The organism is Rhodopirellula islandica, assembly GCF_001027925.1.
Taxonomy (GTDB): domain Bacteria; phylum Planctomycetota; class Planctomycetia; order Pirellulales; family Pirellulaceae; genus Rhodopirellula; species Rhodopirellula islandica.
Map to the genome: position 1 here is coordinate 343786 of NZ_LECT01000017.1, position 23758 is coordinate 367543.

Sequence of the window (23758 nt, forward strand, 5' to 3'; positions counted from 1 at the left end):
GAGCGAGGTACGCAGACGCAACCGGACATCTCCTGATCAGCCGTTTGCACCGCTTGCGTGTCGGACTTTTGCACCGGTTGCGTGTCGGACTTTTGTTGAACGCCGAAACAGCTCTTGTTTCGGGAGGCGGCTGCCTGCTTCGACGACGCGATCCAATCAGTTCGGGTCGTTTCCAGACTGAAGAAGGTCTTCCATGATTGAGGCGATGTCGGTCGTCTCATATAGCGTTTCGACCATTGAGACATACTGCTTGGTGAAGCGTTCGTTTTGAATCAAATCCCCAAACACCTCGGTGACTTCGAGGAACGAAAGGGGATCCTTACGCGTCGCCGCGGCTGCCTGATGAAGTGGCTGTTTCAACTCGTCGATGATCTCGAGCGGGTTGCCGTGTTGATCGACCTGTTTGTCACTGTAGAAACACCAAGCGGCGATGACCAACGTCGCGAGTTCAATGCGGCCTCCGCGAGCCAGGTTGTCCTGGATCGTGGGAATCAAAAAGACCGGTAGCTTGCTCGAGCTTTCCAAGCAAATTCGCGAGAGCGCATCTTTGATATTTGGATTGCCAAAGCGTTCCAGCAGTGTGTCTTTGTAGGTTTCGAGATCAATCCCCTCGACTTCATCCAGCACCGGTGTCACTTCGGCGTCCATGAACTGCCGAAGGTAAGTTGCAAACAGAGGGTCGCCGACGCATCCGTCGATCGTGCGGTGGCCATGAATTGATCCGAGGATCCCGAGCACCGAGTGGCCCGCGTTGAGCAACCGAAGCTTCATCTTCTCGTAGGGGCCGACGTCGGGAACAAACTGGGCACCGACGGATTCCCAGGCGGGACGCCCGGCTGAAAAGTGATCTTCCACGACCCACTGGCAAAATGGTTCGCATGTCACCGGCCACTCGTCGCAAAGTTGATGTTCCTGGACCAAGTAGTCCATGTCGTCTTGAGTGGTGACTGGAGTGATGCGGTCGACCATCGCGTTGGGAAAGCAAACGTTCGATTCAATCCAAGTTGCCAATTCGGGATCCTGCTTGCGTGCGAAACCAAGCACCGTTTTGCGAGTCAAGTCTCCGTTGTGTTGGATGTTGTCGCAGGACTGGATCGTGAACGCGGGTAGGTTGCGAGCGCGACGACGCTTGAGCGCTTCGGTCAGAAAGCCAAACACCAATTTGGGCGTGGTCGGGTTTTGGAGGTCATGCTGGGCATCGGGATGATTCCAGTTGAACTCGCCCGTTGCAGCGTCGATGTTGTAGCCACCTTCGGTGATCGTGAGAGAAACGATTTGCGTGTCGGGACTGGCCATTTGCTCGATCACCGACTCGGGATCATGGCATCCCAGCAAGAAGTCCACGATCGAACCGATCACGCGGCTTTCGACGGTTCCGTTGGGATGTCGAATGATCAACGTGTAGAGGTAGTCTTGTCGCTTCAGCACGGAGGCAATTTTTTCGTCCGCTTCACGCAGGCCGACCCCGCAGATGCCCCAATCGGATGACCTGTCGTTGCGCAACAGTTCATCTGTGTAAAACGCCTCGTGCGAACGATGGAATCCTCCGACGCCGACGTGCACAATTCTCGGTTTCAGTCGACTGCGGTCGTATTGTGGCGCCGAAACCTGTGAATTCAGCTGCGCTAGGTTGGCTTCGTTCAGTGGTGTCAGCGAGGCGTTCGCGCCAATGGGTGACGTTTGACGGGTCATGTTGTTTCAACCGAGTTGACTAGTTGTCGTGCTGTGGATTGAGGGCTTTGAAGCGATGCAAAACCCAGTAGGCGGTCGCGAAATACGAAATCGTCAACACAAATGCCCAAGTGTAAAATAGGTCGCGGTTGGAGGTGTAGGTCCGCATGTCGGGACTTTGAAACATCACCTTCAACGCCAGCAGCAAAATGAGAGCCAAGCAAACACGGGAGATCCAGCGCAGGACAAGGGATTGCCGGGATGGATCTTCGACAGGGTCCCCTTCCACCAAAGCTTGCTCACGTTGGAATTCGCGAATGTCTTCGTTCAGGATTCGCTCTTTTTCTTCCTCTTCGGGATACTTCTCCGCCGCCCCGTAAAGCTTGGCTAGGAAAGTATAGAGCAGGATGGTGAACAGCCAGGTGGGCAGAAACAGGTAGTAAAACGACATCACTTCGAAGGCGTTCAAACCAAAGCCGAAGATCAGCCCGGCGGTCCAGGAGGCGATGGCCGGGACGCTGTGGGGCAGGTTGCGATACTGGGCCCAGTACCGAGTGAAGCCGATGCGAGGGAACACGACATGTTCTGCGAAAACGATGCCGCCCACGGGAACGACCAACAGGCCAGCGTAAGTCAGCAGCGGCAGAATTTGCCGGAAAACGAACGGGAAGCAAGCAACCGCGACCGTCACACAGCCCACCGTGAACGTGACCATCTTGCGCGATCGTTTGTGGAAGATTGCCTGCGCCGCCAAACCCGCCCGGTAGAGATTCGCGTTGGCGGTGGTCCAGCCAGCGACAATCACGATGACGTATCCCGACATGCCCAGTGCACGAAAAGCAACGTCGCCGGGATCCAGTTCAACAATGGTGGATTTCAACAGCACGGCGGCACCGGCGCCCATGATGCCCGAGGCTATCCAAGCGATGTAGTGTCCGAACAGCATGCCGGCGCTGGTGCACAATCCATAAATTGATTTTTTGGCGTAACGCAACAACGCCATGTCAATCAGACCAAAGTGCGTGATCGTGTTGGCGGCCCAAGCGAAACCAGCGACTTCCCACAAACCGATGCCAGGTTTGCCAGCGGCATTGGTTCCCGTCCAGATCGAATCGTCCCCAATCAACAAGAAGTCGCTGAAACCATTGAGTGTGGTTCGGCCCAAAACCGATTCTGCCAACGCGGGAAACAACACCAACGCGCCGCTGACAAACATCACGACCAGCCAGGGACCACACAAACCTGAGAATTCGGCGACGGCGTTGAAGCCGTACATCGCGACCAGCACCACGATCATGCCGACCGCGACCACCACGGCAACGAAAAGTGAATCGGTCGGGTACCACTGCAATTGCGGTGGAATGTTGAACAGCAACCGGACGGCGGTGCAAGACACCGTGATCATTGCCGCGGAGATCACGGTGAAAATCAGGACGTTGGCCCAGTTGTAGAGCCGAGTCATTGACTCGCCGGCGATCTTTTCCAGGTACGTGTAAAGACTCAGTCGAGTCTGCACGGCGATCGGCGTCGTGATCAGGGTCCAACTGAGGATCGCCAAAATGTTGCCAATCAACAGCCCGATCAAAATGTCACGCGTGGAGGCTCCCATCGCAACAAACGTGGCCCCGATCACAAATTCAGTCGCGGCAACATGCTCTCCCGCATACAAGCCCACAAAGTGTGGCCAGCGATGAAGACGGTGCACCGGAACCGGCAATTGCTCCTGCTTCATTTGAGCAATCATTTGTCGGTTCGTTTCAGTACTCATTCGTGGTGCTCATCAAATCGGATTTGGCCGTGTGCCTGCATTCTATCCATTCACACAGTATGAGAGGAGGCTTCCCTGCCATCGTGTCACGAAAAAGGTGTCAGGTACCTTTTTGGTTGACTGGGGAAGGTTGAGCGATAGCGTGAGGAATGACAGCGACCGTTCGCCCCTCACGAATTGAGTCATTCCCATGCCACGTGCTCCACGAGCCGATGCCGCCGGGCATCTCTATCACGTCCTGAACCGCGCCAATCGCCGAGCGACGATCTTCAAGAAGCAGCAGGATTACGCGGCGTTTGAGTCCATTCTGGCGGACGCATTGTCAAAAGACGACGTGGAATTGTTCTCCTACTGCTTGATGCCGAACCATTGGCACCTGGTTTTGCGGCCCAAACAAGATGGTGGAATGAGCCGGTTTGTGCATTGGCTCACGCTCACCCACACTCAGCGATACAACGCGCACTACGAAACGGTGGGGGAAGGGCATCTGTACCAGGGCCGGTACAAGAGTTTCCCGATTCAGGACGACGAGCACTTTTTGACGGTGTGCCGCTACGTCGAACGCAACGCCATGACCGCCGGATATTGCGAGCGTCCTGAAGACTGGCGCTGGGGAAGTCTGGCTCGTTGGAAACACGGGTCGGTCAAGGAGAAGTCGTTGCTGGCATCTTGGCCGATCGCTCGCTGCACGCGTTGGTGCGACCATGTTGCGACCAAACTGTCCGCCAAAGAACAAAGAAAATTGGACTTTTCTGTGAAGCGGGGGACTCCCTTTGGAGAAGAGAACTGGGTGGAAACGACGGCCCGCCGGTTTGATTTGGAGATGACCATGCGACCCCGAGGCCGTCCTCGCAAATTCAGGACGAGTGAAGAGGGAAGTTACCCAGTCCTCCAAAAAGGTACCTGACACCTTTGTGGGAGGATGGGGCGGTTGGAGGGGTTGTTTGGGAAGTGGTGATCTGTTTTGGGATTTGTTGCATGGGGGCGAGGGAGCTTCTGCCGGGGGATTTTGAGCGTGTCGCGTCGCATTCGCACGGTGGCGAGTGTGTTGAGAGTTCAGTGTGTGACAGGAACGCACGATTTGTGCTGGAGGCAACATGGGTTTGGCGTCGGGTGATGCCAGATTTGCGTTTGAGTGGGGCTTGGCAATTTGTGTCGATCGTGGACGCGGAATCGCAGGCGTGACGCGGGGCTGGCCGATTCGCATCATTAAGGAAACAAGGACATGTTTGAGTTGGCCGGCATCGTGAACCGGTCAGCCGTTGTGTCATCGTCACAGGAGATGGATCGTGAATTGCGTTTGGAAGGCCTCGGCTCTGGCCGTCGTCATGGGGTGTTGTTTGACGTCGTTTGCTTCAGCCGGGCAATCCAGTGGTTGTGATCCATTGGGGCTGGTCGGGTGCGATGCAGTGAGTTGCGACGAGTTTGGTTGCGACGGCGATGGATGTGACTCGTTTTGTGATTCCGTGGCATGCCGCGGTTGCAAAGCGGCTGGGTGTCTGGCTTCATTGAAGCAACACCTGCGTCCAAGCGATCATTGCTTCGATGATTTCATCAGCCCGATGATCGACTTTGTTCACTTTGAAGACCCTCGCAACTTGACGGAACTGCGTCCAATCTTTGTGACGCATCAATTCCCCGCGACGCTCGGTCCTGGGAACATTCCTGCGGGCGGTTCGGTACAACTGTTTGCGTTGCAGTTCCGCGTGGCTTTGACCGAACGACTCAGCTTGATTGCGGTCAAAGATGGATACATCTTGGACAATAGCGAAGGGACGTTGGACACGCTGTTGTTGGATTCCGGATGGGCGGATGTCACGGCGGGTTTGAAGTACAACTTCATTCGCGACACGCAATCGGGAACGTTGCTGTCCGGCGGTTTCACCTACGAAATCCCACTCGGCAGCAAACAATCGTCTCAGGCTGTCGGCGATGGTGAATTCCACTTCTTCGCCACCGGTGGTCAGCGATTGCTGGGTGGCAACGCTCACATTCTGAGCTCATTTGGCTGGCAATTGCCGGTTGATCAATCGGTTCAAAGCACCACGGTTCATTGGAACAATCACTTTGACGTGAAGGTGACTGACCGGGTTTACCTGTTCACCGAAAACTCGTGGTGGCACTGGGTGGACGAAGCCGAGAACGGTTTGGCACTGGGCGTCTCAGGACAAGACCTGCTCAACTTGGGTGCGACCGATGTCGAAGGCAATGACTTGGTCACGCACAATGTCGGCATGAAGTTCAAACCCAGCGGAAACATCGAAGCGGGGGTCGCGTACGAGTTCCCCCTGACTGCTTTCAAAGACGTTTTGGAAGACCGAGTGACCGTCGACATGATCTTCCGTTATTGATCCACGTCGTGGTTCGATCCAGTGACATGGCTTGATTGAGTCGCAACGCGTTTTAACTGTGATTGCAAAGAGGGCGATGGTGATTGATTCACCATCGCCCTCTTTTCGTTGAAATAAGCAGACGGGCAGGAGACTTCGGGTAGGTGAACCGTTTGTCGGTGAAGAAGAACCTGGCTGTTGGCCATCGAAAGGGACAACGTGTCCGTGAACTTCTCGCGGCCAGGCTAGGGAGTGACGGTCCAGGATTCCTGGTGTTGAAACCCGTCGAGCGTGCCCTGGCCAGTCACCCACATCAAGGGGATCTGAAAGTAAGCCGCACGGTAGTCGCCGTGCAAATCGGTGTCGAACTCGACGCCGGGATCGACGTGGTAGCTGATGAAGTTCCCATCGGATTGTCCGAAGTATTGCAGTTTGGTTTTGGTGCGGTCGTGAATGATGGCGGATGACGTGTCCAGAGGGATCCAGCCGACGCCTTGTGCGTAGAACTCCGCGATCACGTGGTACTGGTAATACGGTTGATCATTGATGGTTTCCCCTTGGGTCGCCGAAATCGCCCAGCGACCTGACAAAATTCGTGCCGGCACACCTTCGCTTCGCATCACCGTGGCAAAAAGCGTCGAGAGACCGCCACAGTCCGTTGCATTGGACTGGCACAACAGGGATGCGGTTCTGTCCTCGCTCGGGACGTACGAATATTGGTACGAGTTGGCCAATTTTTGAAACACTCGTTGAGCGAACCGGACTTCGCCTTCGGTCCGGAGTCGTCGGAACCGATTCTTGACTTTCCATTCCTGGAAGGCTGCGGATCGGTAGTCGTATTCCGGTGTCGGACGCAAGAAGTTTTGGCGGTCGTTTTCGGACAGCGGTTCGACTGGGGGCTTCACCGAGGTGGCTCGTTTATTGAAAGTCAACGAACGGGCGAACAGTTGCAGTTCATCATCGCAGCGGAATTTCGCGTTGCGATGTTGAGACTCATCCGTGACCTCAATCCGGCATCGACGGATGGGGCGTTGAAAAACCGATTTGTCTGCAATCATCTCACTGGCCGGTGCAGTGGTGGAGTGAATTCGTTTTTGGCCGGGTAAATCCGGTGGCTCCGGCATCGCGAAGACCCATGCTTTGGCTTGCAGGGACGGCGTGTCGACTTCGAACGTGATCGTTGCCGTGACTCGTTTGCCGGGCGTTCGAACAATCGAGAAACCTTGGTTGAGCCCACTGGGAATCTCCGGCAAGGCATCGATGGCTTCTTGCTGAGTCGTCGACCGCCCTTCGGTGACTGGAGCCTGGGCGAGCAAGTCAATCGGATGCAGCAAACATGCCACTGGAAACGTCCAGAGAACGACGACCGAAGCCAAATGTCGCGAAAATGTGGGCAAACGCATGGGCGGGGAGGATGGCATTGCAGTGGATGGATGGAAGGGAGATTGTCACGCGGGACGAACTGGTCGAATGCCGAATGAGCGGAGCGGTGGATGCCAAGAGCAGTTTACTCGACAGACGCAGGCTGCTGCTTTTCGTTGACACAGAGCATCAAGACGAATGTGGTAAAACCGAACAGGGGGGCGTTCGAAGGAATGAGATCACGCGAATTCTGCTGTCTGAGGAAGACTGGCGACTCGCTGTGCAGCAAGCAGGTGGTTGGGAATCTGCCACTGCGACCGTTGGTTGGGAACGCTGACGTTGTCTGCCCCCAACTCAGGTTTGAATCGATCGTTTGGGTTGGAGCTTCGCTTTCGTTCATTCCTCGATGGGAGCAACGGGAGGTTGCCTGCGCATGGCTTTCGAATCTGCTAGATTGTCCCTCGAGCAACAACCAAGGCGAACTGCGAAGGGAACTCGAGTGAAATTGCGAATCGGATTGATCGGATTGGGCGATCAATGGCAATCCATGCACCGGCCGGCGCTGCGGATGCTGGGGGATCGATTCGATGTTCGTGCGATCTATTGCAACGTGTCAAAGTTAGCCGAATCGGCGGTCTCGGAGTTTCAGGCGGACCCTGTCGACGGGTACCAAGCACTGGTGACGCGGGATGACATCGACGCGGTGTTGGTGCTTGAGAATTCCTGGCTGCGTTTTCTTCCTGCCACGGCGGCATGTCGCGCGGGGAAGGCGGTCTATTGGGCCAGCGATTTGGACTTCGATCCGGTTCGCGACCAAGATTTCAAGTCCTGCGTGCAGGATTCTGGCGTGGCGTTCATGGCGGGATTGCCCCGTCGCTTTTCTCCCGCAACCCTGCGTTTGAAAGAATTGATCGCGACGAATTTGGGATCGCCGCGGTTGATCTTTTGTCACAAGCGGTTGAGTTTGGAAGACGCCCCTTTGAAACGTCGTGACCAAATCACCCGGCGAGGGATGGAGGGCAATCTCGGCGACGATTCGCGAGTCGATCCAGAAGAGATCCGTGCCCGGATGACTCGGACCGAAATGATGCAGTTGATCGATTGGTGTTGCTACGTGGTGGGGGAGCGGCCGGTCAGCGTGATGTCGGCCAACCATTCCGAGGACGAAGCGGCGGACTACCAAGCTTTGAGCATGCTGTTTGAAGATTCCAGTTCGGCTCGCACTTCTCGCGATCGATTTTCAACCGGAACGCACGTCTCGAGCGAGAATGGGGCGACATCCACCAACGGAAGTTCCATGGATTCTTCCGCGGTGTCGGAGAGTCCCCGACGATCCAGTGGAAGTGGTGGCGTCACCGCTCAAGTCAGTTGCGGGAGTTACATCCCGGCTCAGTGGCGAGAAGCGATTGGTTTCCGGCCGCCCGCCGCGATGCAGGTGTGCTGTGAAAACGGCGTGGCTTTTATCGATTTGCCAGGCACGTTGGTTTGGTTTGACGACGCGGGTCGGCATCAAGAGTTCTTAGAAGGGGAGTCCCCCGTGGGCGAAAAGATGCTGGGCCAGTTTCATCGTGCCGTGACCAGTTTGGTTCGCAACTTGAGCGGGCTGGAAGACGCCTTCAACGCGGCGGCGATCCTGAAAGGGGCTCGAACGAGTTTACGAGAAGGAAGACGCGTGGATTTGAGGGATTTGGCATGACTGATTTGCCAACGACCAGCAAGAAGGATCAACCCGCCTTTGGTTGCGTGGTGTATGTCCAGCGAACGGCCAGTGGTCGCACGCGGGGTCGCGTTGCGAACTTGGAGGGGATCGAAACGGAAGGCGGCAGCGAGCGCGATGTGCTGGCGACGATCGTTCGCGATGTGCGAGCTCGGATCAGCGAGCACATGGGACGTGAAGAGGACGTGCCGTGGTTGGATCCGCCGGCGGAGAAGTTGCCCGATGAGGTCAAGCGGTTTCTGCCGCTGCACCTGTAGAGGAGGCCGCGAATGGAAAAGCGTTTCCATTTCAGCTGGCTTGGAAGCCCATCGTACGGGACGCGAACCGGAGGATCCTTCGGTGACCGGGCGGCGAACAACTGCCGTCGCTCCGCGACTTGGGGACTTCTGTGTGATGGGCGGAGGACCTTGGGTTGAAAACCCAAGGCTATCGGCTGTCGTCGCTCCGCGACTGGGGATCGGTGCCGGACGTTCTAATAACCGCGGAGCGGTGACAGTTGTCAGCCTCGGGTTTTCAACCCGAGGTCTTGGGCGTCACCCCCCTTGCTCGACAAGCCGCGGAGCGGCGACAGGTGGCGAGTGATGAGATGGGGGATTGATTGAAAAAGTGAAATTGACAATTGTAAATTGAAAAATGCGGGAGTTTGCGGCGAGGATGGCGACCAAACTAGGGAGCATTGGGCGCCAGGCGGCGGACAACTGTCGTCGCTCCGCGACTTGGGGACTTCTGTGTGATGGGCGGATATCCTTGGGTTGAAAACCCAAGGCTATCGGCTGCCGTCGCTCCGCGACTGGTGATCGGTGTCGGACGTTCTAAGCAGGTCGGCAGGAGTGATCAAGCACAATCATGTGAGCCGTTTGGGCGTTCGCCCCGGTTGTGCGTGAAAACCGTGGCTAACGCCARCGGCTCACATACCCGATGACACCTGCGTACCTGCTTAGCGATAGCGGCTCAGAAAAGCGGCCGCCGTGTCCGCAACCCAAATGGCATCGCCGGGGTGTCGGATCAGCAAGTGGTCGGCCCCGGAAAGAGTCACCACGCTGCAACTGGACCGCTCGTTCTCACCGCCAATCAAACTGGCAATTCGCAGCGCATGGTCGTAACCCACGGTTTCGTCCGTGGGTGAATGAAAGACCATGACCTGGGCCTCCACCTTGGGCAATTGATCCGCGAGTTGGTGTGAGCGAAAATCCTCCAGCATCTCTCGCCGGATGCTCCAACGCCGGCCGCCAATCTCAACTTCACCGATTCCCTCTTCCTGAATCTTCGGATCCATTCGATCGAGCAAATTCGCGAGGTGAACGGTGTCACTGGGAGCCGCGATGGCAACAACCGCTTGCAAGGTTGATGGACGCGCCGCTTCATCCGAGGCAATCGCAAGCGACGCGGCACCACCAAAGCTGTGCCCGATCAAGCCGGTCACGGCCCCCACCTCGGATCCCGCAAACTGAATCGCCGCTTGCACGTCCGCTTGGTTGGAAGTGAAGTGAGTGCGAGAGAAATCGCCGTCGCTGCCGCCGAGCCCAGTCAGGTCGTACCGCAAAACAGCGACACCCAGCTCCGCCAAACGTCGCGAAACCCTGGCGATCGCCTTCAAGTCCTTGCTGCACGTGAAGCAGTGACTGAAGACGGCGACCGGCACGTCGGTGAGTGCCTCCTTCGTCAGACGATCGCGAGGACGGTCGACGATCCCAGCCAACTCAAACCCATTGCCCCCGGGAAATCGAACACGGTAGGAATGTCGTTCAAAAGGCCCTTCCATCGGTTCGCCGAGGGTGGCTCGAATACCAGAACTCACGCCGAGCCTTCTGCGGGTGCCCCGTTGGAAACGTTCCCGATCCGACCGGCTTTGAAGGCTTCTGCCATGGCTCGTGGAACGTCCGCTTCCGCCAAAACCAAGCGAGCACGGTTCTCAGAAACGCGAGCTTTCATCAACTGCTCCGCGGCGATGGCTTCGGCCCGACGCCGTTCAGCTTGGGCACGAGCAACACGCGTGTCGGCTTCCGCTTGATCACTTTGCAAACGAGCCCCGATGTTTTCTCCGACATCAATGTCGGCAATGTCGATCGAAACAATCTCAAAGGCGGTCTGAGCATCGAGGCCACGCGACAGGACCACTCGCGTGATCATGTCAGGGTTTTCCAACACCCTGAAATGCGTTTCCGCGGATCCAATGGAACTGATGATTGCTTCGCCCACACGCGCGATCACGGTGTCCTCCGTGGCACCACCAATCAATTGCTCAATGTTGGTGCGAACCGTCACGCGAGTTCTGACCCGCAGTTCCACACCGTTTTTGGTGATCGCACTCAAAGTTGTTTTGCCACTGCGTTTGGGATCAGGACAATCAATCACCTTGGGATACACGCTGGTTTGAACCGCGTCCAAGACATCACGACCAGCCAAATCGATCGCGGCCGCCTGGTCAAACTCCAATGGAATTTGAGCACGATGAGCTGCGATGATGGCGTGAATGACATTCATCACGTTGCCACCCGCCAAGTAGTGGGCTTCCAAGCGATGGGTGCTGATTCCGTCGCGGCGACCGATGTCCAACCCCGCCTGCGCCGCCATCACCTTGGCCTGCACGATCACATTCGGATTGACCTTGGTGAAGTGCATGCGGATCAAATTCAACAGCTGCACGTCGGCATCCGACATGAACGCCTGAAACCACAGCTTTCCATACCGCAAAAAGAAGAATCCCAACACGGCGACAAAGAACAACGCCAGAAAAACGCCGACCAGAAGCAACAAGGAACTGGAGTCCAGTCCGCCACCCGGGTTTTGCGCCAGCAAGTTCCAATCGTGAATCGAATCGATCATTGCCATGTTGTTTTCACTTGGTGAGTCAAATCAGAAACCCGCCGTTCCGTCCAAAATCGACACCGGCGGGCCTCTCAATGATAACAGTTTGACTGCGGCCTAGCGAAGCGGCAGCAGATCGCCAATCCAGTGGATTTCAGGAAGTCTTCGACGCCGCATCCGCAGCGGATGAAGGCAGCAAGGCCGAGGCAATCAAAACTTCAGAATACCCCTGCGACAGAAGCTTCCGAACGTCCTCAGGACAACGGATCCCGCCCCCGGTGATCCAATTCACACCGCGAAATTGCCGCACCAATCGCGAAAAAGTTTCGCAATCACGGGGTCCCGATTGACCGCCCACTGCGGCGACGTCCAATAAAATGGCCTCGCGAATGTTCCGATCGCTGGCCGACTGCATCCAATGCGTCGCCGAATCGGGACCGACAAATTGCCCGTCGCGAAAATCCAGGCTGAGTGTGAGCTGGGACGCGGGGATTGATTCCAACATTCGATCCAACACATCGATCGAGTCGGCTGATTCGCTGGCAATGATCCAACGAATGTCAGATCCTGCCGTGATCGATGACCTCATCTGCGACATCCAATCGCGATCCGCTTGCGAAACCGATCCACGCCAACCGCTGTCGATCCAAAGCGTTTCACCATCGCGCAGCTCAGCGGCAAGGTTCAACAAAGCATCGTCCTGGCGACCGTTGCTCATCAATCCGTCCAGGTCGGCGACATAGAACCGCCGGACACCAATCGATCGATACCACCTCAAGAGAGCGTTTTCGCCGGCGGGAAGCTCTGCGACAGGTCGGTAACGACTTCGCTGGCCCGCGATCCCATGAACCGCAACGCCATTCATCAGATCCATGACGCCAATCAGCCGATTCAGCTTAGGCTTCCACTGTTGATGAAGTCGTTGCTGAAGCGAGCTTGGAAGGCGAAGGCTTGGGTCGTCGTTCAAGCCGAAGCAGCGCCGGGTTCCGGCAAGGTGAACAACGATTCCACTTTGACGATCGCGTAGTCATCCGGGAATGTATGAATCGCTTGGATCAACATCGAACGACGACGCGTTTCAATGTTGAGGTAGCTGATCGCCCCCAGCGCCATCCGGCCGCTCGAATCAAATCGATGAAGCAAACCTTCGGTGGGGCCCGTCCCCAATTGCTGGCCAACCATCCAGAACATTTTTGGATCGACCGTTTCAAGCTGGAAATGCGATCGGTACGTCAAACCGGATCGACAGGTGGCTTCTTCCGTCCGGCTGCCTTTGAGCGACTGTCGAATCAAGCATCGACGCGAAGGCAACGGCTGGTGAGCGCTGGTGGCGACCTCACAAAGCGTGGTCGCAGCGGCGTCCGCCGTGGGAGCGGAATTGAATGTGACGACGTGGCCGCAATTGGTCACTTCGATTTTGGCATCGTATCCATCGCGTTCAATTTTGCGCGTCTGGTGCACCAGAATGAGCTCTGGGTGCAGCGATCGGCTGAACAAGTGAAACGCAAGCTCAGCAACTTTGGGGCGAACCGAAAGCACGATGAAGAGTCCAATGAAGAGTTCGTATCTGTCTCGCCGCGAAGAAGGCTTCGCGTCGCGGTCAGTCAATCATTATACGCTGTCTGGCTGAACCTTCTAAAGAGCGTTTACGTCTTGACTCGCCAAGAATATCCTTTCCTTTTGAATGTCACGAATTCATCTTGACATCCGTGTTCCGCCCGATTCGTCACTTCGACAGAACTCGCTCCGCCACTTATCCTGCAGCCTCCCTTTGCTGCCCCTCGGATTTGCCGCCATGATTTTGGTCATCGATAACTACGACTCGTTCACTTACAACCTGGTTCAGCGAATGGGCGAGATCGATCCCTCGGCGGACATCCGCGTTCATCGCAACGATGACCTTTCCCCCGACGAGATCGAAGCCCTGTCGCCCGAACGCATGCTGATTTCGCCGGGCCCCTGCACTCCGACCGAAGCGGGTGTCAGTGTCGAATGCGTCCGGCGTTTTGCTGGGAAGTTTCCAATTCTCGGGGTTTGCTTGGGACACCAATCGATCGGGGAAGCCTTCGGTGCGACGATCATCCGAGCCCCCGAATTGATGCACGGGAAAACGGATGGCATCCATCACGACGACCGAGGCTTGTTTGCAGGTCTGACCAATCCATTCACCGCCACCCGGTACCACTCGCTGGTCATCGACCCCAACACCGTTCCCGATGACCTGGTGGTCGGGGCCTGGACGGACACCGGCGGCAATCGTCAGATCATGGGTGTCCGCCACCAGCAACACAAATTGGAAGGCTGGCAGTTCCACCCGGAAAGTTTTTTAACCGAACCGGGAATTGAACTGATTCGCCGTTTCTTGGCGTGGTGAGCCGATCGGAACAGAAAACCTTTCTCCACTCTGAGGGCGTGCCGTTTTATGGCCCGCTTTTCGACGGGGCTCCACATGGTGCATTTCTCCCGAAACGAAGTTTTGGGGGAGCTCGAGCGACGCCGTTCAGGCGTACGCGAGGGAGGGGGCCGAGCATGGGAAGCGGCGCCTGTTGCCGTTCCGATAGTGAATGCAATTTTTCTTCCGGCTTCTGTCTTTCTTCATCCCGGTAGGGATTTCAGATGGTAGCCGGGGGTTGCTGCGAAGCAGCGTACCCCCGGAAAACGAGCTCCCATCAAACTCTCCCTCCCGCCGTGGCCATTGGCCACGGCGGGAGGGAGAGTGGCCAGGCAAAATCTCCCACACCGCCACTCTCCATCCCGCCGTGGCCATTGGCCACGGCGGGAGGGAGAGTGGCGGCGTGGGGGGCATGTCCATCGGTGGCGCTATCCCGTTCCGGCTGATTCAATCAACAGCCTGGTCTTCAACGGGCGGGGTTCGCAAGGCATTCCCAACACAGCACTTGAAAAGTGCACGAGCCCTTTCTTGGCGAATGGCCCGCTGAGAGACTCCCACCGGGAACTTTTTCTTCGATCTGTTTCAAATTTTTTGAAACAAAAACGCCTGCAGCCCAATCAGCGTTTTGGCGTCGCGAATTTGACACGACTGCACGAGCTTCAATAACTCGTCACGGTGCATCAACTTGGTCTCAATTCGCTCGGTCGTCTCGAGTTGCTGCTCGCCCGCGGTGAGGTCCTTGGCGACGACCAAGTGCATCAACTCGTTGCCCAACCCCGGTGCCGAGTAGAACTCACAGACGACACTCAAATCCGCCGCTCGGTACCCGGTTTCTTCGGTCAATTCGCGAGCTGCCGTGACCAGCACTTCTTCTCCCGGATCGCGGGTCCCCGCTGGCAACTCCAGCAGTTTTTCCCCCACGGCTGGACGCTCGTTTTCGATCATCACCACAGTGTCATCGTCAACGAGCGGAAGCAGCACCACCGCCCCAGGATGCTGGATGAATTCGCGTCGATGTGACTGCCCGTCTCGACCGGGAAGATCGATCGCAATGACATCAAAACGACTACCGCGTAACAACACTTCGGGTTCAGACATGGGAATCGACTCCAGTGCGGTCGTGATCCCGCATGACAGAAAGAAACTTGGATTGTCTACAACAAGACCGACCATCCGGCCTCACGTCACGATAGGCAACGGATGGGAGATCAGCAACGAAACCAGCGGATGTTCCGGCGCCGCCACGCCGACTGCTCCCAAAAACGCAGATCAGTCCCCCCAAATGTGGCGAGTGGCTTCATCCTGAGTATGATACGCGAATGAACACCAACTCCTCCCCGATCCCATCGTCGCTCGCCTCGCCAGCGTCGATCACGTCAGGATTATCGGCTGGATTTCAGACACCTGAGTCTCAGCCAAGCCAGTCATCATCCGGCCCGGATCGCCTCGAAGAAATTTCGGTGGTGATTCCCGCGATGAACGAAGAAGCCTCGCTGGCGGAACTCCACGAACGGATCACCGATGTCTGCGCGGAGCAAAATGTCCGCGTTCAAATCGTTTTTGTCGACGATGGCTCGACGGACCGAACCTGGGAGAAGATGGTCGAGCTTTGCGGCGCCGCAGCCGATCACTCGCATTCGACCTGTGCCTTGCGTTTGCGTCGCAACTTCGGCAAAGCGGCCGCCTTGAGCGCTGGTTTCTCAGTCGCTCGCGGCGCGATCGTGTTCACCATGGATGCGGATCTGCAAGACGATCCCACCGAGATCCCACGCTTCCTTGAGAAAATCCAAGGCGGTCTCGATGTGGTCAGTGGCTGGAAACAAACTCGCCATGACCCGTGGCACAAGGTGCTGCCCAGTCGAGTCTTCAACGCTTTGGTCAGTTCGCTGACCGGCGTTCAATTGCACGACCACAATTGCGGCTTCAAAGCGTATCGCCGGGAAGTCTTGGCAGAAGTCGACCTCTACGGGGAACGGCATCGCTTCATTCCCGTGCTCGCATCCGCTCGCGGTTTTCGAGTGGGCGAAATTGTGGTCCAGCACCACGCCCGGCAACATGGCGTGTCAAAGTATGGCGTCTCGCGATTGGTCAAAGGCTTCCTGGACTTACTCAGTATCCATCTGGTGACCGGCTATGGTCGCCGGCCGCTGCACTTGATCGGCACCGCTGGTTTGCTGTGCTTCGCGGTGGGCTCGGTTGGGATGATTTACCTCAGCATCAAACGAATTTTGTCAGAACTCGGCTACGCGGAACCATTGCATCTGCATTCGACCGCCGTCTTTTACTACTGCATTTTCGCGGTCTTGCTGGGCGCTCAATGCGTCTTGGCTGGTTTGCTGGCTGAATTGGTGATCTCGGTTGCCGCGGCACGGGACCGTCACGAGACGATGCACATGCATGGCGAGTCCATGCCCTCCACTTCCAACACCGCGGGCGGCTCTCGTTTGCTTCCCAATGCGTCTGGATACAGCCTTTCCGATTGGGCCGGCTTGGGCGAGCCAGACGACCGTGCGAACTCGGCACAGGACACGAATTTGACAGGGCCGATTCACGATGCGTAAACACGAAATCCCGCGACAACATCGTCGCAATACTTACGCGATCATGATCGTCGCGACCTTGGCGATTGTTGCCGGACGCATTGCCGTCGTTTCCAGTCAGGAAGGCGACACGGCATTCCTCAGTGCCAATGACCGCAGTCGCTGGTGCACCGTCGCTTCGCTGGTGGAAGAGGGAACCTTTGCCATCGACCGGCCCATTTCGATCCGGTCCGAAGACGGCAAACGCCGACCCTGGAACACCATCGACAAAGTCCGTCATGTTGGTGCCGATGGCCAACTGCACTACTACAGCAGCAAACCCACGCTGTTGGTGACCATGGTGGCCGGTGTGTACGGCGTCGTGCACCACACCACCGGGCTGACGATGACGGAACAACCGATCTATGTCCCGCGGCTGTTGCTGCTGTTGATCAACCTGCCGGTTCTGGCCGTGTTCTTGGTGACAATGGCATTGATCGTGGAGCTGATCGGTGCCTCCGATTACGCCCGTCGGATGGGCGTCGCGGCTGCTTGCTTCGGCACCATGATGGTGCCCTTTGCGATCTCACTGAACAACCATCTGTTCGCTGCGGCCGCCACGTCGCTCACGCTTTGGTTGTATCTCCGTGCAGCAGAAAAGATGGCCGATTCATTTTCGGGCATCACCTATCATCCCAAGTTCGCTCCGTGGGTGATTGCGGGAGCCTCCGCGGCCTTCGCAGTTGCCTGTGAACTGCCCGCCCTGTCCATGCTGGCCCTGTGGGCGGTGCTGTTCGGCTGGATGAACCCCCGATCGATTCCCGGCTTTGCGCTGGGAGCGGGCGTTGTCTTGCTGGGGATTGTCGGGACCAATCAATGGGCTCATGGAAGCTTGCGGACACCGTACGCCCACCGAAGCGTCGGAGAACAAATTGAGACCGTCGACTTGTCCACTGATGCGGGGACCGACCAGATCGAAGTGGCGTTGTCACATAGCAACACACTTCAGGCAGCCGACAAAATCAGTCTCCGCAAGCTCACCGAAGGTGGCTACGAAGTCATCGCCGAACAATCGAAAACGTCCGCCCCCCTCAAACAGACTCAATACAAACTGGCCCAAACCGGCGCCAACTGGGCGTTGTTCGTTTGGGACGATTGGTACGACTACCCAGGAAGTTACTGGCGAACGGACAAACGACGCGGAGTCGATTTGGGGGAACCCAGCCGCATTGCTTATCTGTTTCACGCCACGCTTGGTTACTACGGGATTTTCTCAATCACGCCACTCTGGTTCCTGGTGCCGGTTGGCATGGTCGCGGGATGCCGGCATGGCCCCAGCTACATGCGGCGGCTTTCCGCCGCCATCGCGTTGGCAAGCGTGGTTTGCCTCGTGTTTTACATTGCTCGTCCTGAGATTGACCGCAACTACGGGGGGGTCAGCGTTTGTTTCCGCTGGATGTTGTGGTTTGCCCCCCTGTGGCTTTACAGCCTGGTTCCGGAACTGAGTTCGCTGAGCGAAAAGATTCAAGGCCGGTGTTTCACGCTCGTGCTGCTTGCCGCCAGTGCCTTTTCGGTTTCAACCAGCCTGTCATCCCCCTGGCAGAGTCCGTGGATCTATCGTTTTGCGAGTTTTTTGGGGTGGCTGGGTGATGAAATGACCCGGTAGGATCGGGTCGCTAGCTCATCATTGTCTCAAGGAGGAGACAACCTTTTGGCCGAACTTGGTCAGGAACACCCGCCTCGCCGCAAAGCCGGCCGTTTCAAAACGGCAGTGGTGCTGATCATCACATGCGTGTTGACCGTCTTCCTGGTCCGATCCTTGTTGCCGCAAACCGTTGGGGAACAGGCCCGACGCTACCTCGAAAAGAAGCTGGACGCCCACTACCAAGATTGGGATGTCACCATCCAGCGTGGCACCTTCCAACCCGGCACCGGCCTGGTCTTTGAGTCGATCGAAATCTCTCCGAAAACCAGTCGTCCCAACCTGGTTTCCAAGTGGTGGTCGCAGCAACCGGCGGTCAAGGTCGACCGCCTGACCGTTTTCGCGGACCTCGACCCACAAAAATGGATGGCTGGCGACAGCCCACTTTCCACCCGCCGCATCGCGGTCGAGGGCGTCAACGCGAATCTGCATGTCGCCCACGACAACACGCTCTCGTTGGCATCGCTTTTTCCGCTGCCACAAATGGGACCGGCCTGCCCACAAATTGATCTGTATGGGGTCGTGACAAACGTGACCTTCGACGCGAGTTCTTCCGGGGACACCGATCGAGGCGACGCGAATCCGGCTCAGATGTCGGCTGCCATGCAACCGCTCCAGCTTCGATGGTCCGACATCGCGATCTCCACCGAGACATCCGACGTCGAAACCACCTTGATCTCGGGAAAAGCCTCCGAACGCAAACTGGTTTTCGCTCGCGGAGACAGCAATTTCAGTGGCCCCATTGAACTGGCGTTCGACAATGTGATCGACGGAACCAACCGACAATTGCGAATCAAGACGGCCATCAAGGACTGCCACATCGACGACGCAGTGATCGCCAGGGTCCGCTCACGAATCGCCCAGTGGTTGCCCGCCAAGGCGCGTGTCAGTCTGCATGGCGACTTGACCGCCGAGTACACCCGGCAAAACGACCAAGACCAATTCCATCTCGATCTGAACTTGCACGATGGCAACCTGGACGACCCTCGCTTGCCATCCAAAATCCGTCAGGCTCGCGGACGGATTCAGATCACTCCCCAAGAAATCAAGCTGTTTCCGACCCAAGCCCAATTTGGGGAAGCGTTTTGCACCCTCCGTGGATCCGCTGCCTTGGTTCGCCAATCCCAAACCAGTTTTGATCTGGGTGCCACCGACCTGCATTTCACCGGAGAAGGCCTGACCCTGGATCGCTCCTTCGCGGAAGTGATGCCGAGCAAACTGCACGCGCTGTGGCAAAAGTTCCAGGCTCGCGGCCGCTTGAACCTGACAGCACACGCGACCAACCCCGCGCCCCTGCGATCCAAAGCTTGGGAGTTGCAATCGAAGGTGGATGTGCGTGGCGTCGACGTTCAATTCGACAAATTCCCGTACCCTGTCGAGCAACTGGTCGGCACGATCCGGATCGAAGACGGGTTCGCGACCGCCGAACAACTCACCGGCCGCGCCGGTGGCCAGCGATTGATTTGTGATTTTCGTGTTCCCGTCCACATTGATCCTGATTCGCCCCGGGTTCATACCAAACAGATCAAAATCCAAACCGAAGGCGCGGTTCTGATCGATGACGCCCTGATCTCTTCCTTGACCCCGCGTGAGTCTCGCCAGAGCGATCCCAAGGCCCCCATGATGGCCACCGTTCCGGGTCCGCTGACCGAAACCAGCACGTCGCGATCCTTCTCAAAAGTGGAGCAATTTGTTCGCTCCTTGCGACCACGGGGGGCGATCGAATGGGCTACCGCCACCCTCGAAACCGATCCCCAAGGCAACTCATCCCGTCAGTTTGATTTCGGTGTCTCGGGTGGAACGCTTCGCTACGACAAGTTCCCTTACCCGCTGTACAACGTCAAAGGCCGCGTCAAAATCGAGGATGACTTGGTTCGCATCATTGGCTTCACCGCCAACAACGCGGGATCAGCCAAAGTGGAATGCGAAGGGCTGTACCACATTCCCAACCAAGAACCAGGGACGCTTTCCGATTCGGAGCTGAACCTGCGTTTCCAAGTCGCCGACCTCTCGATGGACCAATCGCTTCGGGTGTCACTCCCCGAGTCGACTCGCCACATTTGGGACTCCCTGTCACCTGGTGGAACACTGGACCAACTGGATGCCCACATCCATCAATCCGGAATCGAACCACTGGACCTGACTTTGGTCGCCAACCAAATTGCGTCTGGGCAAGTGACGCCGGATTCACTGAGCCTTCGCCCGGTGGCGGTTCCCTATCGCATCGACATCGTCGGTGGCCACGTCGAATACAGAGACAACCAAGTCCGAATCAGCAACCTTCAAGGCCGCCACGATGGATCCCGGATGGTTGCCGATGGCACCTGCACACAGCACCCATCGGGACGCTGGTTGCTCGCGATGGACCTGCACAGTGGCTGCCGTTTGGTACCCGATGAAGAATTGATTGCGGCGATGCCCGAACAAGTGGGCAAAGCACTCCGAGCCCTCGATTTACGCGGTCCCATCAGCCTTCGAGGGAAAACCAATCTGTTGATGGCCAATGACGACACTTCGACGCCGTTGATCGACTGGGATCTGCTGCTGCAACTCGAAGGCAACCGAATTGCGGATGTCGGCCCGGTTCATTCGCTTCGTGGTGAAATCCAAGTTCAAGGCGTTCGTGATGCAGAAGTGCTGCAAGCGGTTGGAAACATCGCCCTGGATTCCATGCACGCCTACGGACTGCAAATCACCTCATTGCGTGGCCCGTTCTCGATCACCAACGAGCAACTTCGACTGGGTGAAAACGCTCGACTGCCTTCCCCCAATCCGGAGCCCAACGGCAGCGGCGTCCCGATCGTGGGTGCCTTGTTCGGCGGCAAACTCAGCCTCAGCGGAGGCGTGCTCCTCTCAAGCGGCGACTTTGAAATTGACGCCTCGCTCGCGAACGCACAGATCGCAACCTGCCTGTCTGAAATTGGCCAGCACCGCACCGGGATCACGGGACGCTTTGACGGCGACTCTCACTTGGAAGGTCGCTTGGGCGATTTGGATCTGCTCAAAGGAAATGGTCGAGGCAGTGTCAGCGGCGCCAACCTGTATCAGTTGCCCTATCTCGTTCAGGTCCTGAACTTGCTACGCATCAAAGCCACGGAAGACGTTGCTTTCACCAACGGCGAAACGGAATTCTCCATCTTCGGCGAAGACTTGAACTTCAATCGCCTGGTGCTCTGGGGCGATCTGGTCGCCTTGGAGGGCGGTGGAACGCTCAGCCGCCGCGAACACCTGGACATGTCCTTCAACACTCGCGTCAGCCCGCAGAACCTGTTCAGCAAGGTCGTCAATCCGCTGCGTGACAACCGTTACACACTGTGGACGATCGAAGTCGATGGCCCAATCGAAGCGCCGACGATCCGCCGGAAATCACTCAGCGGGATCACGCAAACCATGGAGGATTGGTTCCCAGGCATGGTGCGTTCGACCACCGCCGATGGTGGGAACGTCAACCGATAGCGCGACGCAAGAAACTGTCGTCATAGCAAATCGAGTGGATGCGAAAACCACTCTTCTGCACCGAGAGCAGCTGGACAGTTGCGAATCAAAAACGCGACTGCGAATCAGAAACGCGACCGACCATCCAACCAAAGACTCGACCAAGGTCTCCCGATCGTCGAGCGATAAGACAAGCTCAGGCCCTTCGATCTGCCCCGGTTAACCCTGATCGAGTTTTGGAAGGATAAAATACTAGTCGTCTGCCTGGACTGGAGTTCTTGATACGGAGCCGCGCAGGACCATTGGCCGTTGGAATGTACGCCCTTGAGTGGCATAGTCGACCCGTCGATAGCGCCCCAAGAGCTGCTCAATGATTCGATGCTCGCCCACCACTGCCGTCAGCTCTGCGGTTCCGGCCACACCAAACGCTGACAACAAGTGGCTGCGTTCGAACTCAATCAGACGTTTGGAAACCTTGTAGTTGGCTGCGATGGCTTTGGTTGGCATCCCGTCCATCACACAGTTGAGCACCTTGCGTTGCCGCTCCGTCAAACCTTCCAAAATTCGGTTGCGTTTGCGATGGGCCTTTTCCAACCCAACCTGAAAACCATCCCAGTCAATCGCTTGGTGGATATGATCCCGGAGTGAGCCACTGAACTTTTGAACGCCGTCCGCCGATTTTAGAACGACACTCCATGCACCTTTCTCAAAGGCGTGAATCACCGTTTCAATCGGCAGTTCACCTGCGACTAAAATCAGCGGCACACTGCAATTCGAATCTGACAATGCCTTTTGCACACGCTGGAAACCGTCGCCGATCAATTCGACATCCACGACCAAACATCCCGGCCGCTGGAGTCGATCGCCAGCGATCCATTCCAGCAGCTGATCGCTGGAAGAACACTGCACCAAGCCCCAATCGGAGTCGGACTCGATCAGCGCTCTCAGGTCGACCGACGTCGCCTCCCCCATCGACTTCCGGGCCAGCAAACACACACCCGCACGCTCATTCGTGGAATCAATCAAGTTCAAGCCCCTTCCCATTCAGATGGGATATCACATACAAAAACCGTCAAATGACGAGCTATCCCCCCACTCAAAAAAGCGGTGATTCGGGCCAGCCATCTGAGGCTAGCACAGCCCCCCGGTTCGGTAACGGCTTCTTTTCCCGCATTACCGTGCGCAATATCGCACTGAGACGGTGAGAACCGAAAGTGAATGCACCTGGAACCGGTGCACAGACTTTCATGTTGAGGCGTCCCTCAACGTTCCCACGGGTGTGCCTGACTGGAATCACTCAGGCAAGATGTCGCTGCAGCAACTGGATCGGCGGAACCAGTTTGCTTCGACCGCGAGACAAGTTCGGCGCGGGAGAGCAGCGTCGGAGAAGCATCCCGAGGGACACTCTTCGGTGGACGAAAAGACTGGCAGCAGGCTCAGTCGTTCAGCGAACCTGCTGCAACAGGAATTGCGACTGCCAGCGGCCGCTCGATGTTTCGAGCGGCGCTGCCACGGTGCCGTCAGTGGAGGCGGCTTCCACTAAGAAACCAGTTCGCCTGACTCACTCGACGCTTCGACTGGCTTTTTATCGCTCGCACGCCGACGACGTTTCTTCGGCTTTGTAATGCCCCACTCCTTCGTCAGCATTTCAAACACCTCTGGCGTCTCGTAGCGAACGATGTTCTTGCCTTCCGGCATGGGGCCGATCAGGCCACGAAAGATAGGCATGCCCCGCAGAGCCAAGTCGGTGCTGCAGTCGTCCACGCCGACTTGCTCATGGAAATCCGTCAAAGGATCCAGAGAAACGTAGTCGCGAATTTGAAGCGAACCGTCACTACCGCGAGCAACGACGCGAAAGGTGTCTTTTTTCGTCATGGCGGAATCATTCCGTTGGAGAGGTGAAAGCAAATCAATCCGATGGCGGCGATTCAGGGGAGGTCACCGCCGCGAAGCTGATTTCATCGGTGCCATGAATTTGTTATCGACCGCAGACGTTCCGAACCCGAACATCCAACGATCACACGGAACCGCCGCTTTGACAGGCGTGACCGGTG

The 23758-nt window shown here is 57.0% G+C and carries 19 protein-coding genes; 9 read left to right on the forward strand and 10 right to left on the reverse strand.

The features are described 5' to 3' along the window. Window positions 1-156: 156 nt before the first annotated feature. Both RISK_RS09730 and RISK_RS09735 read right to left on the reverse strand, forming a co-directional pair. On the reverse strand, window positions 157-1692 hold the full coding sequence (locus tag RISK_RS09730) for a mannitol dehydrogenase family protein (RefSeq protein ID WP_047814048.1): 1536 nt from the start codon (window positions 1690-1692) through the stop codon (window positions 157-159). Between the two features lie 19 nt (window positions 1693-1711). After that, a complete protein-coding gene (locus RISK_RS09735; protein ID WP_047814049.1) occupies window positions 1712-3439 on the reverse strand; it encodes a purine-cytosine permease family protein in 1728 nt (575 codons plus the stop codon). Window positions 3440-3629: 190 nt separating this feature from the next. Between RISK_RS09735 and RISK_RS09740 the strand changes: the two genes are divergently transcribed. Continuing rightward, on the forward strand, window positions 3630-4346 hold the full coding sequence (locus tag RISK_RS09740) for a transposase (RefSeq protein ID WP_047814050.1): 717 nt from the start codon (window positions 3630-3632) through the stop codon (window positions 4344-4346). Between the two features lie 382 nt (window positions 4347-4728). Beyond that, the gene (locus RISK_RS09745) at window positions 4729-5790 is read left to right on the forward strand and encodes a hypothetical protein (RefSeq protein ID WP_236696177.1); all 1062 of its coding nucleotides are present in this window, start codon (window positions 4729-4731) and stop codon (window positions 5788-5790) included. A 224-nt stretch (window positions 5791-6014) separates the two neighbouring features. On the opposite strand, the gene RISK_RS09750 is transcribed toward RISK_RS09745, so the two are convergent. After that, window positions 6015-7190 carry a transglutaminase-like domain-containing protein gene (locus RISK_RS09750; RefSeq protein ID WP_083434880.1) on the reverse strand — a complete coding sequence of 392 codons (1176 nt, stop codon included), beginning with the start codon at window positions 7188-7190 and terminating at the stop codon, window positions 6015-6017. Here RISK_RS09750 and RISK_RS31470 point away from each other — a divergent pair. The 3 genes from RISK_RS31470 (at window position 7184) to RISK_RS09765 (ending at window position 9105) form a co-directional block, all read left to right on the forward strand. Continuing rightward, window positions 7184-7468: a hypothetical protein gene (locus RISK_RS31470; RefSeq protein WP_150122544.1), complete on the forward strand. Its 285-nt coding sequence runs from the start codon at window positions 7184-7186 to the stop codon at window positions 7466-7468. The genes RISK_RS09750 and RISK_RS31470 overlap by 7 nt on opposite strands. Before the next feature lie 162 nt (window positions 7469-7630). Beyond that, window positions 7631-8827 carry a Gfo/Idh/MocA family protein gene (locus tag RISK_RS09760; RefSeq protein ID WP_236696178.1) on the forward strand — a complete coding sequence of 399 codons (1197 nt, stop codon included), beginning with the start codon at window positions 7631-7633 and terminating at the stop codon, window positions 8825-8827. Continuing rightward, window positions 8824-9105, forward strand: a complete 282-nt coding sequence (locus RISK_RS09765) for a hypothetical protein (protein ID WP_047814052.1) — start codon at window positions 8824-8826, stop codon at window positions 9103-9105. The genes RISK_RS09760 and RISK_RS09765 overlap by 4 nt, the downstream gene beginning before the upstream one ends. Before the next feature lie 680 nt (window positions 9106-9785). Here RISK_RS09765 and RISK_RS09770 read toward each other — a convergent pair. From RISK_RS09770 to RISK_RS09785, 4 genes are all read right to left on the reverse strand, one after another. After that, the gene (locus RISK_RS09770) at window positions 9786-10646 is read right to left on the reverse strand and encodes an alpha/beta hydrolase family protein (RefSeq protein ID WP_047814053.1); all 861 of its coding nucleotides are present in this window, start codon (window positions 10644-10646) and stop codon (window positions 9786-9788) included. Next, the gene (gene floA, locus RISK_RS09775; RefSeq protein WP_047814054.1) at window positions 10643-11680 is read right to left on the reverse strand and encodes a flotillin-like protein FloA; all 1038 of its coding nucleotides are present in this window, start codon (window positions 11678-11680) and stop codon (window positions 10643-10645) included. The genes RISK_RS09770 and floA overlap by 4 nt, the downstream gene beginning before the upstream one ends. 130 nt (window positions 11681-11810) lie before the next feature. Further along, a complete protein-coding gene (locus RISK_RS09780; RefSeq protein ID WP_047814055.1) occupies window positions 11811-12623 on the reverse strand; it encodes a HisA/HisF-related TIM barrel protein in 813 nt (270 codons plus the stop codon). Then, window positions 12620-13264, reverse strand: a complete 645-nt coding sequence (locus RISK_RS09785; protein ID WP_047814056.1) for a DUF2617 family protein — start codon at window positions 13262-13264, stop codon at window positions 12620-12622. The genes RISK_RS09780 and RISK_RS09785 overlap by 4 nt, the downstream gene beginning before the upstream one ends. Before the next feature lie 187 nt (window positions 13265-13451). Between RISK_RS09785 and RISK_RS09790 the strand changes: the two genes are divergently transcribed. Then, on the forward strand, window positions 13452-14030 hold the full coding sequence (locus tag RISK_RS09790; protein ID WP_047814204.1) for an anthranilate synthase component II: 579 nt from the start codon (window positions 13452-13454) through the stop codon (window positions 14028-14030). Window positions 14031-14630: 600 nt separating this feature from the next. Here the strand turns inward: RISK_RS09790 and RISK_RS09795 are convergent. Further along, entirely contained in the window at window positions 14631-15146 is a 516-nt protein-coding gene (locus RISK_RS09795) for an NUDIX hydrolase (RefSeq protein ID WP_047814205.1), read from the reverse strand. A 221-nt stretch (window positions 15147-15367) separates the two neighbouring features. Between RISK_RS09795 and RISK_RS09800 the strand changes: the two genes are divergently transcribed. Genes RISK_RS09800 through RISK_RS09810 form a run of 3 tightly spaced genes read left to right on the forward strand, consistent with a single transcriptional unit; the run spans window position 15368 to window position 21725 of the window. Next, window positions 15368-16609, forward strand: a complete 1242-nt coding sequence (locus RISK_RS09800) for a glycosyltransferase family 2 protein (RefSeq protein ID WP_047814057.1) — start codon at window positions 15368-15370, stop codon at window positions 16607-16609. Further along, window positions 16602-18233: a hypothetical protein gene (locus tag RISK_RS09805; protein WP_236696179.1), complete on the forward strand. Its 1632-nt coding sequence runs from the start codon at window positions 16602-16604 to the stop codon at window positions 18231-18233. The genes RISK_RS09800 and RISK_RS09805 overlap by 8 nt, the downstream gene beginning before the upstream one ends. Before the next feature lie 45 nt (window positions 18234-18278). Continuing rightward, a complete protein-coding gene (locus tag RISK_RS09810; RefSeq protein ID WP_047814058.1) occupies window positions 18279-21725 on the forward strand; it encodes an AsmA family protein in 3447 nt (1148 codons plus the stop codon). 231 nt (window positions 21726-21956) lie between these two features. Here RISK_RS09810 and RISK_RS09820 read toward each other — a convergent pair whose 3' ends face one another. Together RISK_RS09820 and RISK_RS09830 are read right to left on the reverse strand one after the other, a co-directional pair. Next, window positions 21957-22730, reverse strand: coding sequence for a response regulator transcription factor (locus tag RISK_RS09820; RefSeq protein WP_047814207.1), 774 nt, complete (start codon window positions 22728-22730; stop codon window positions 21957-21959). Between the two features lie 513 nt (window positions 22731-23243). Beyond that, on the reverse strand, window positions 23244-23579 hold the full coding sequence (locus RISK_RS09830) for a hypothetical protein (RefSeq protein WP_047814061.1): 336 nt from the start codon (window positions 23577-23579) through the stop codon (window positions 23244-23246). Window positions 23580-23758: the final 179 nt, after the last annotated feature.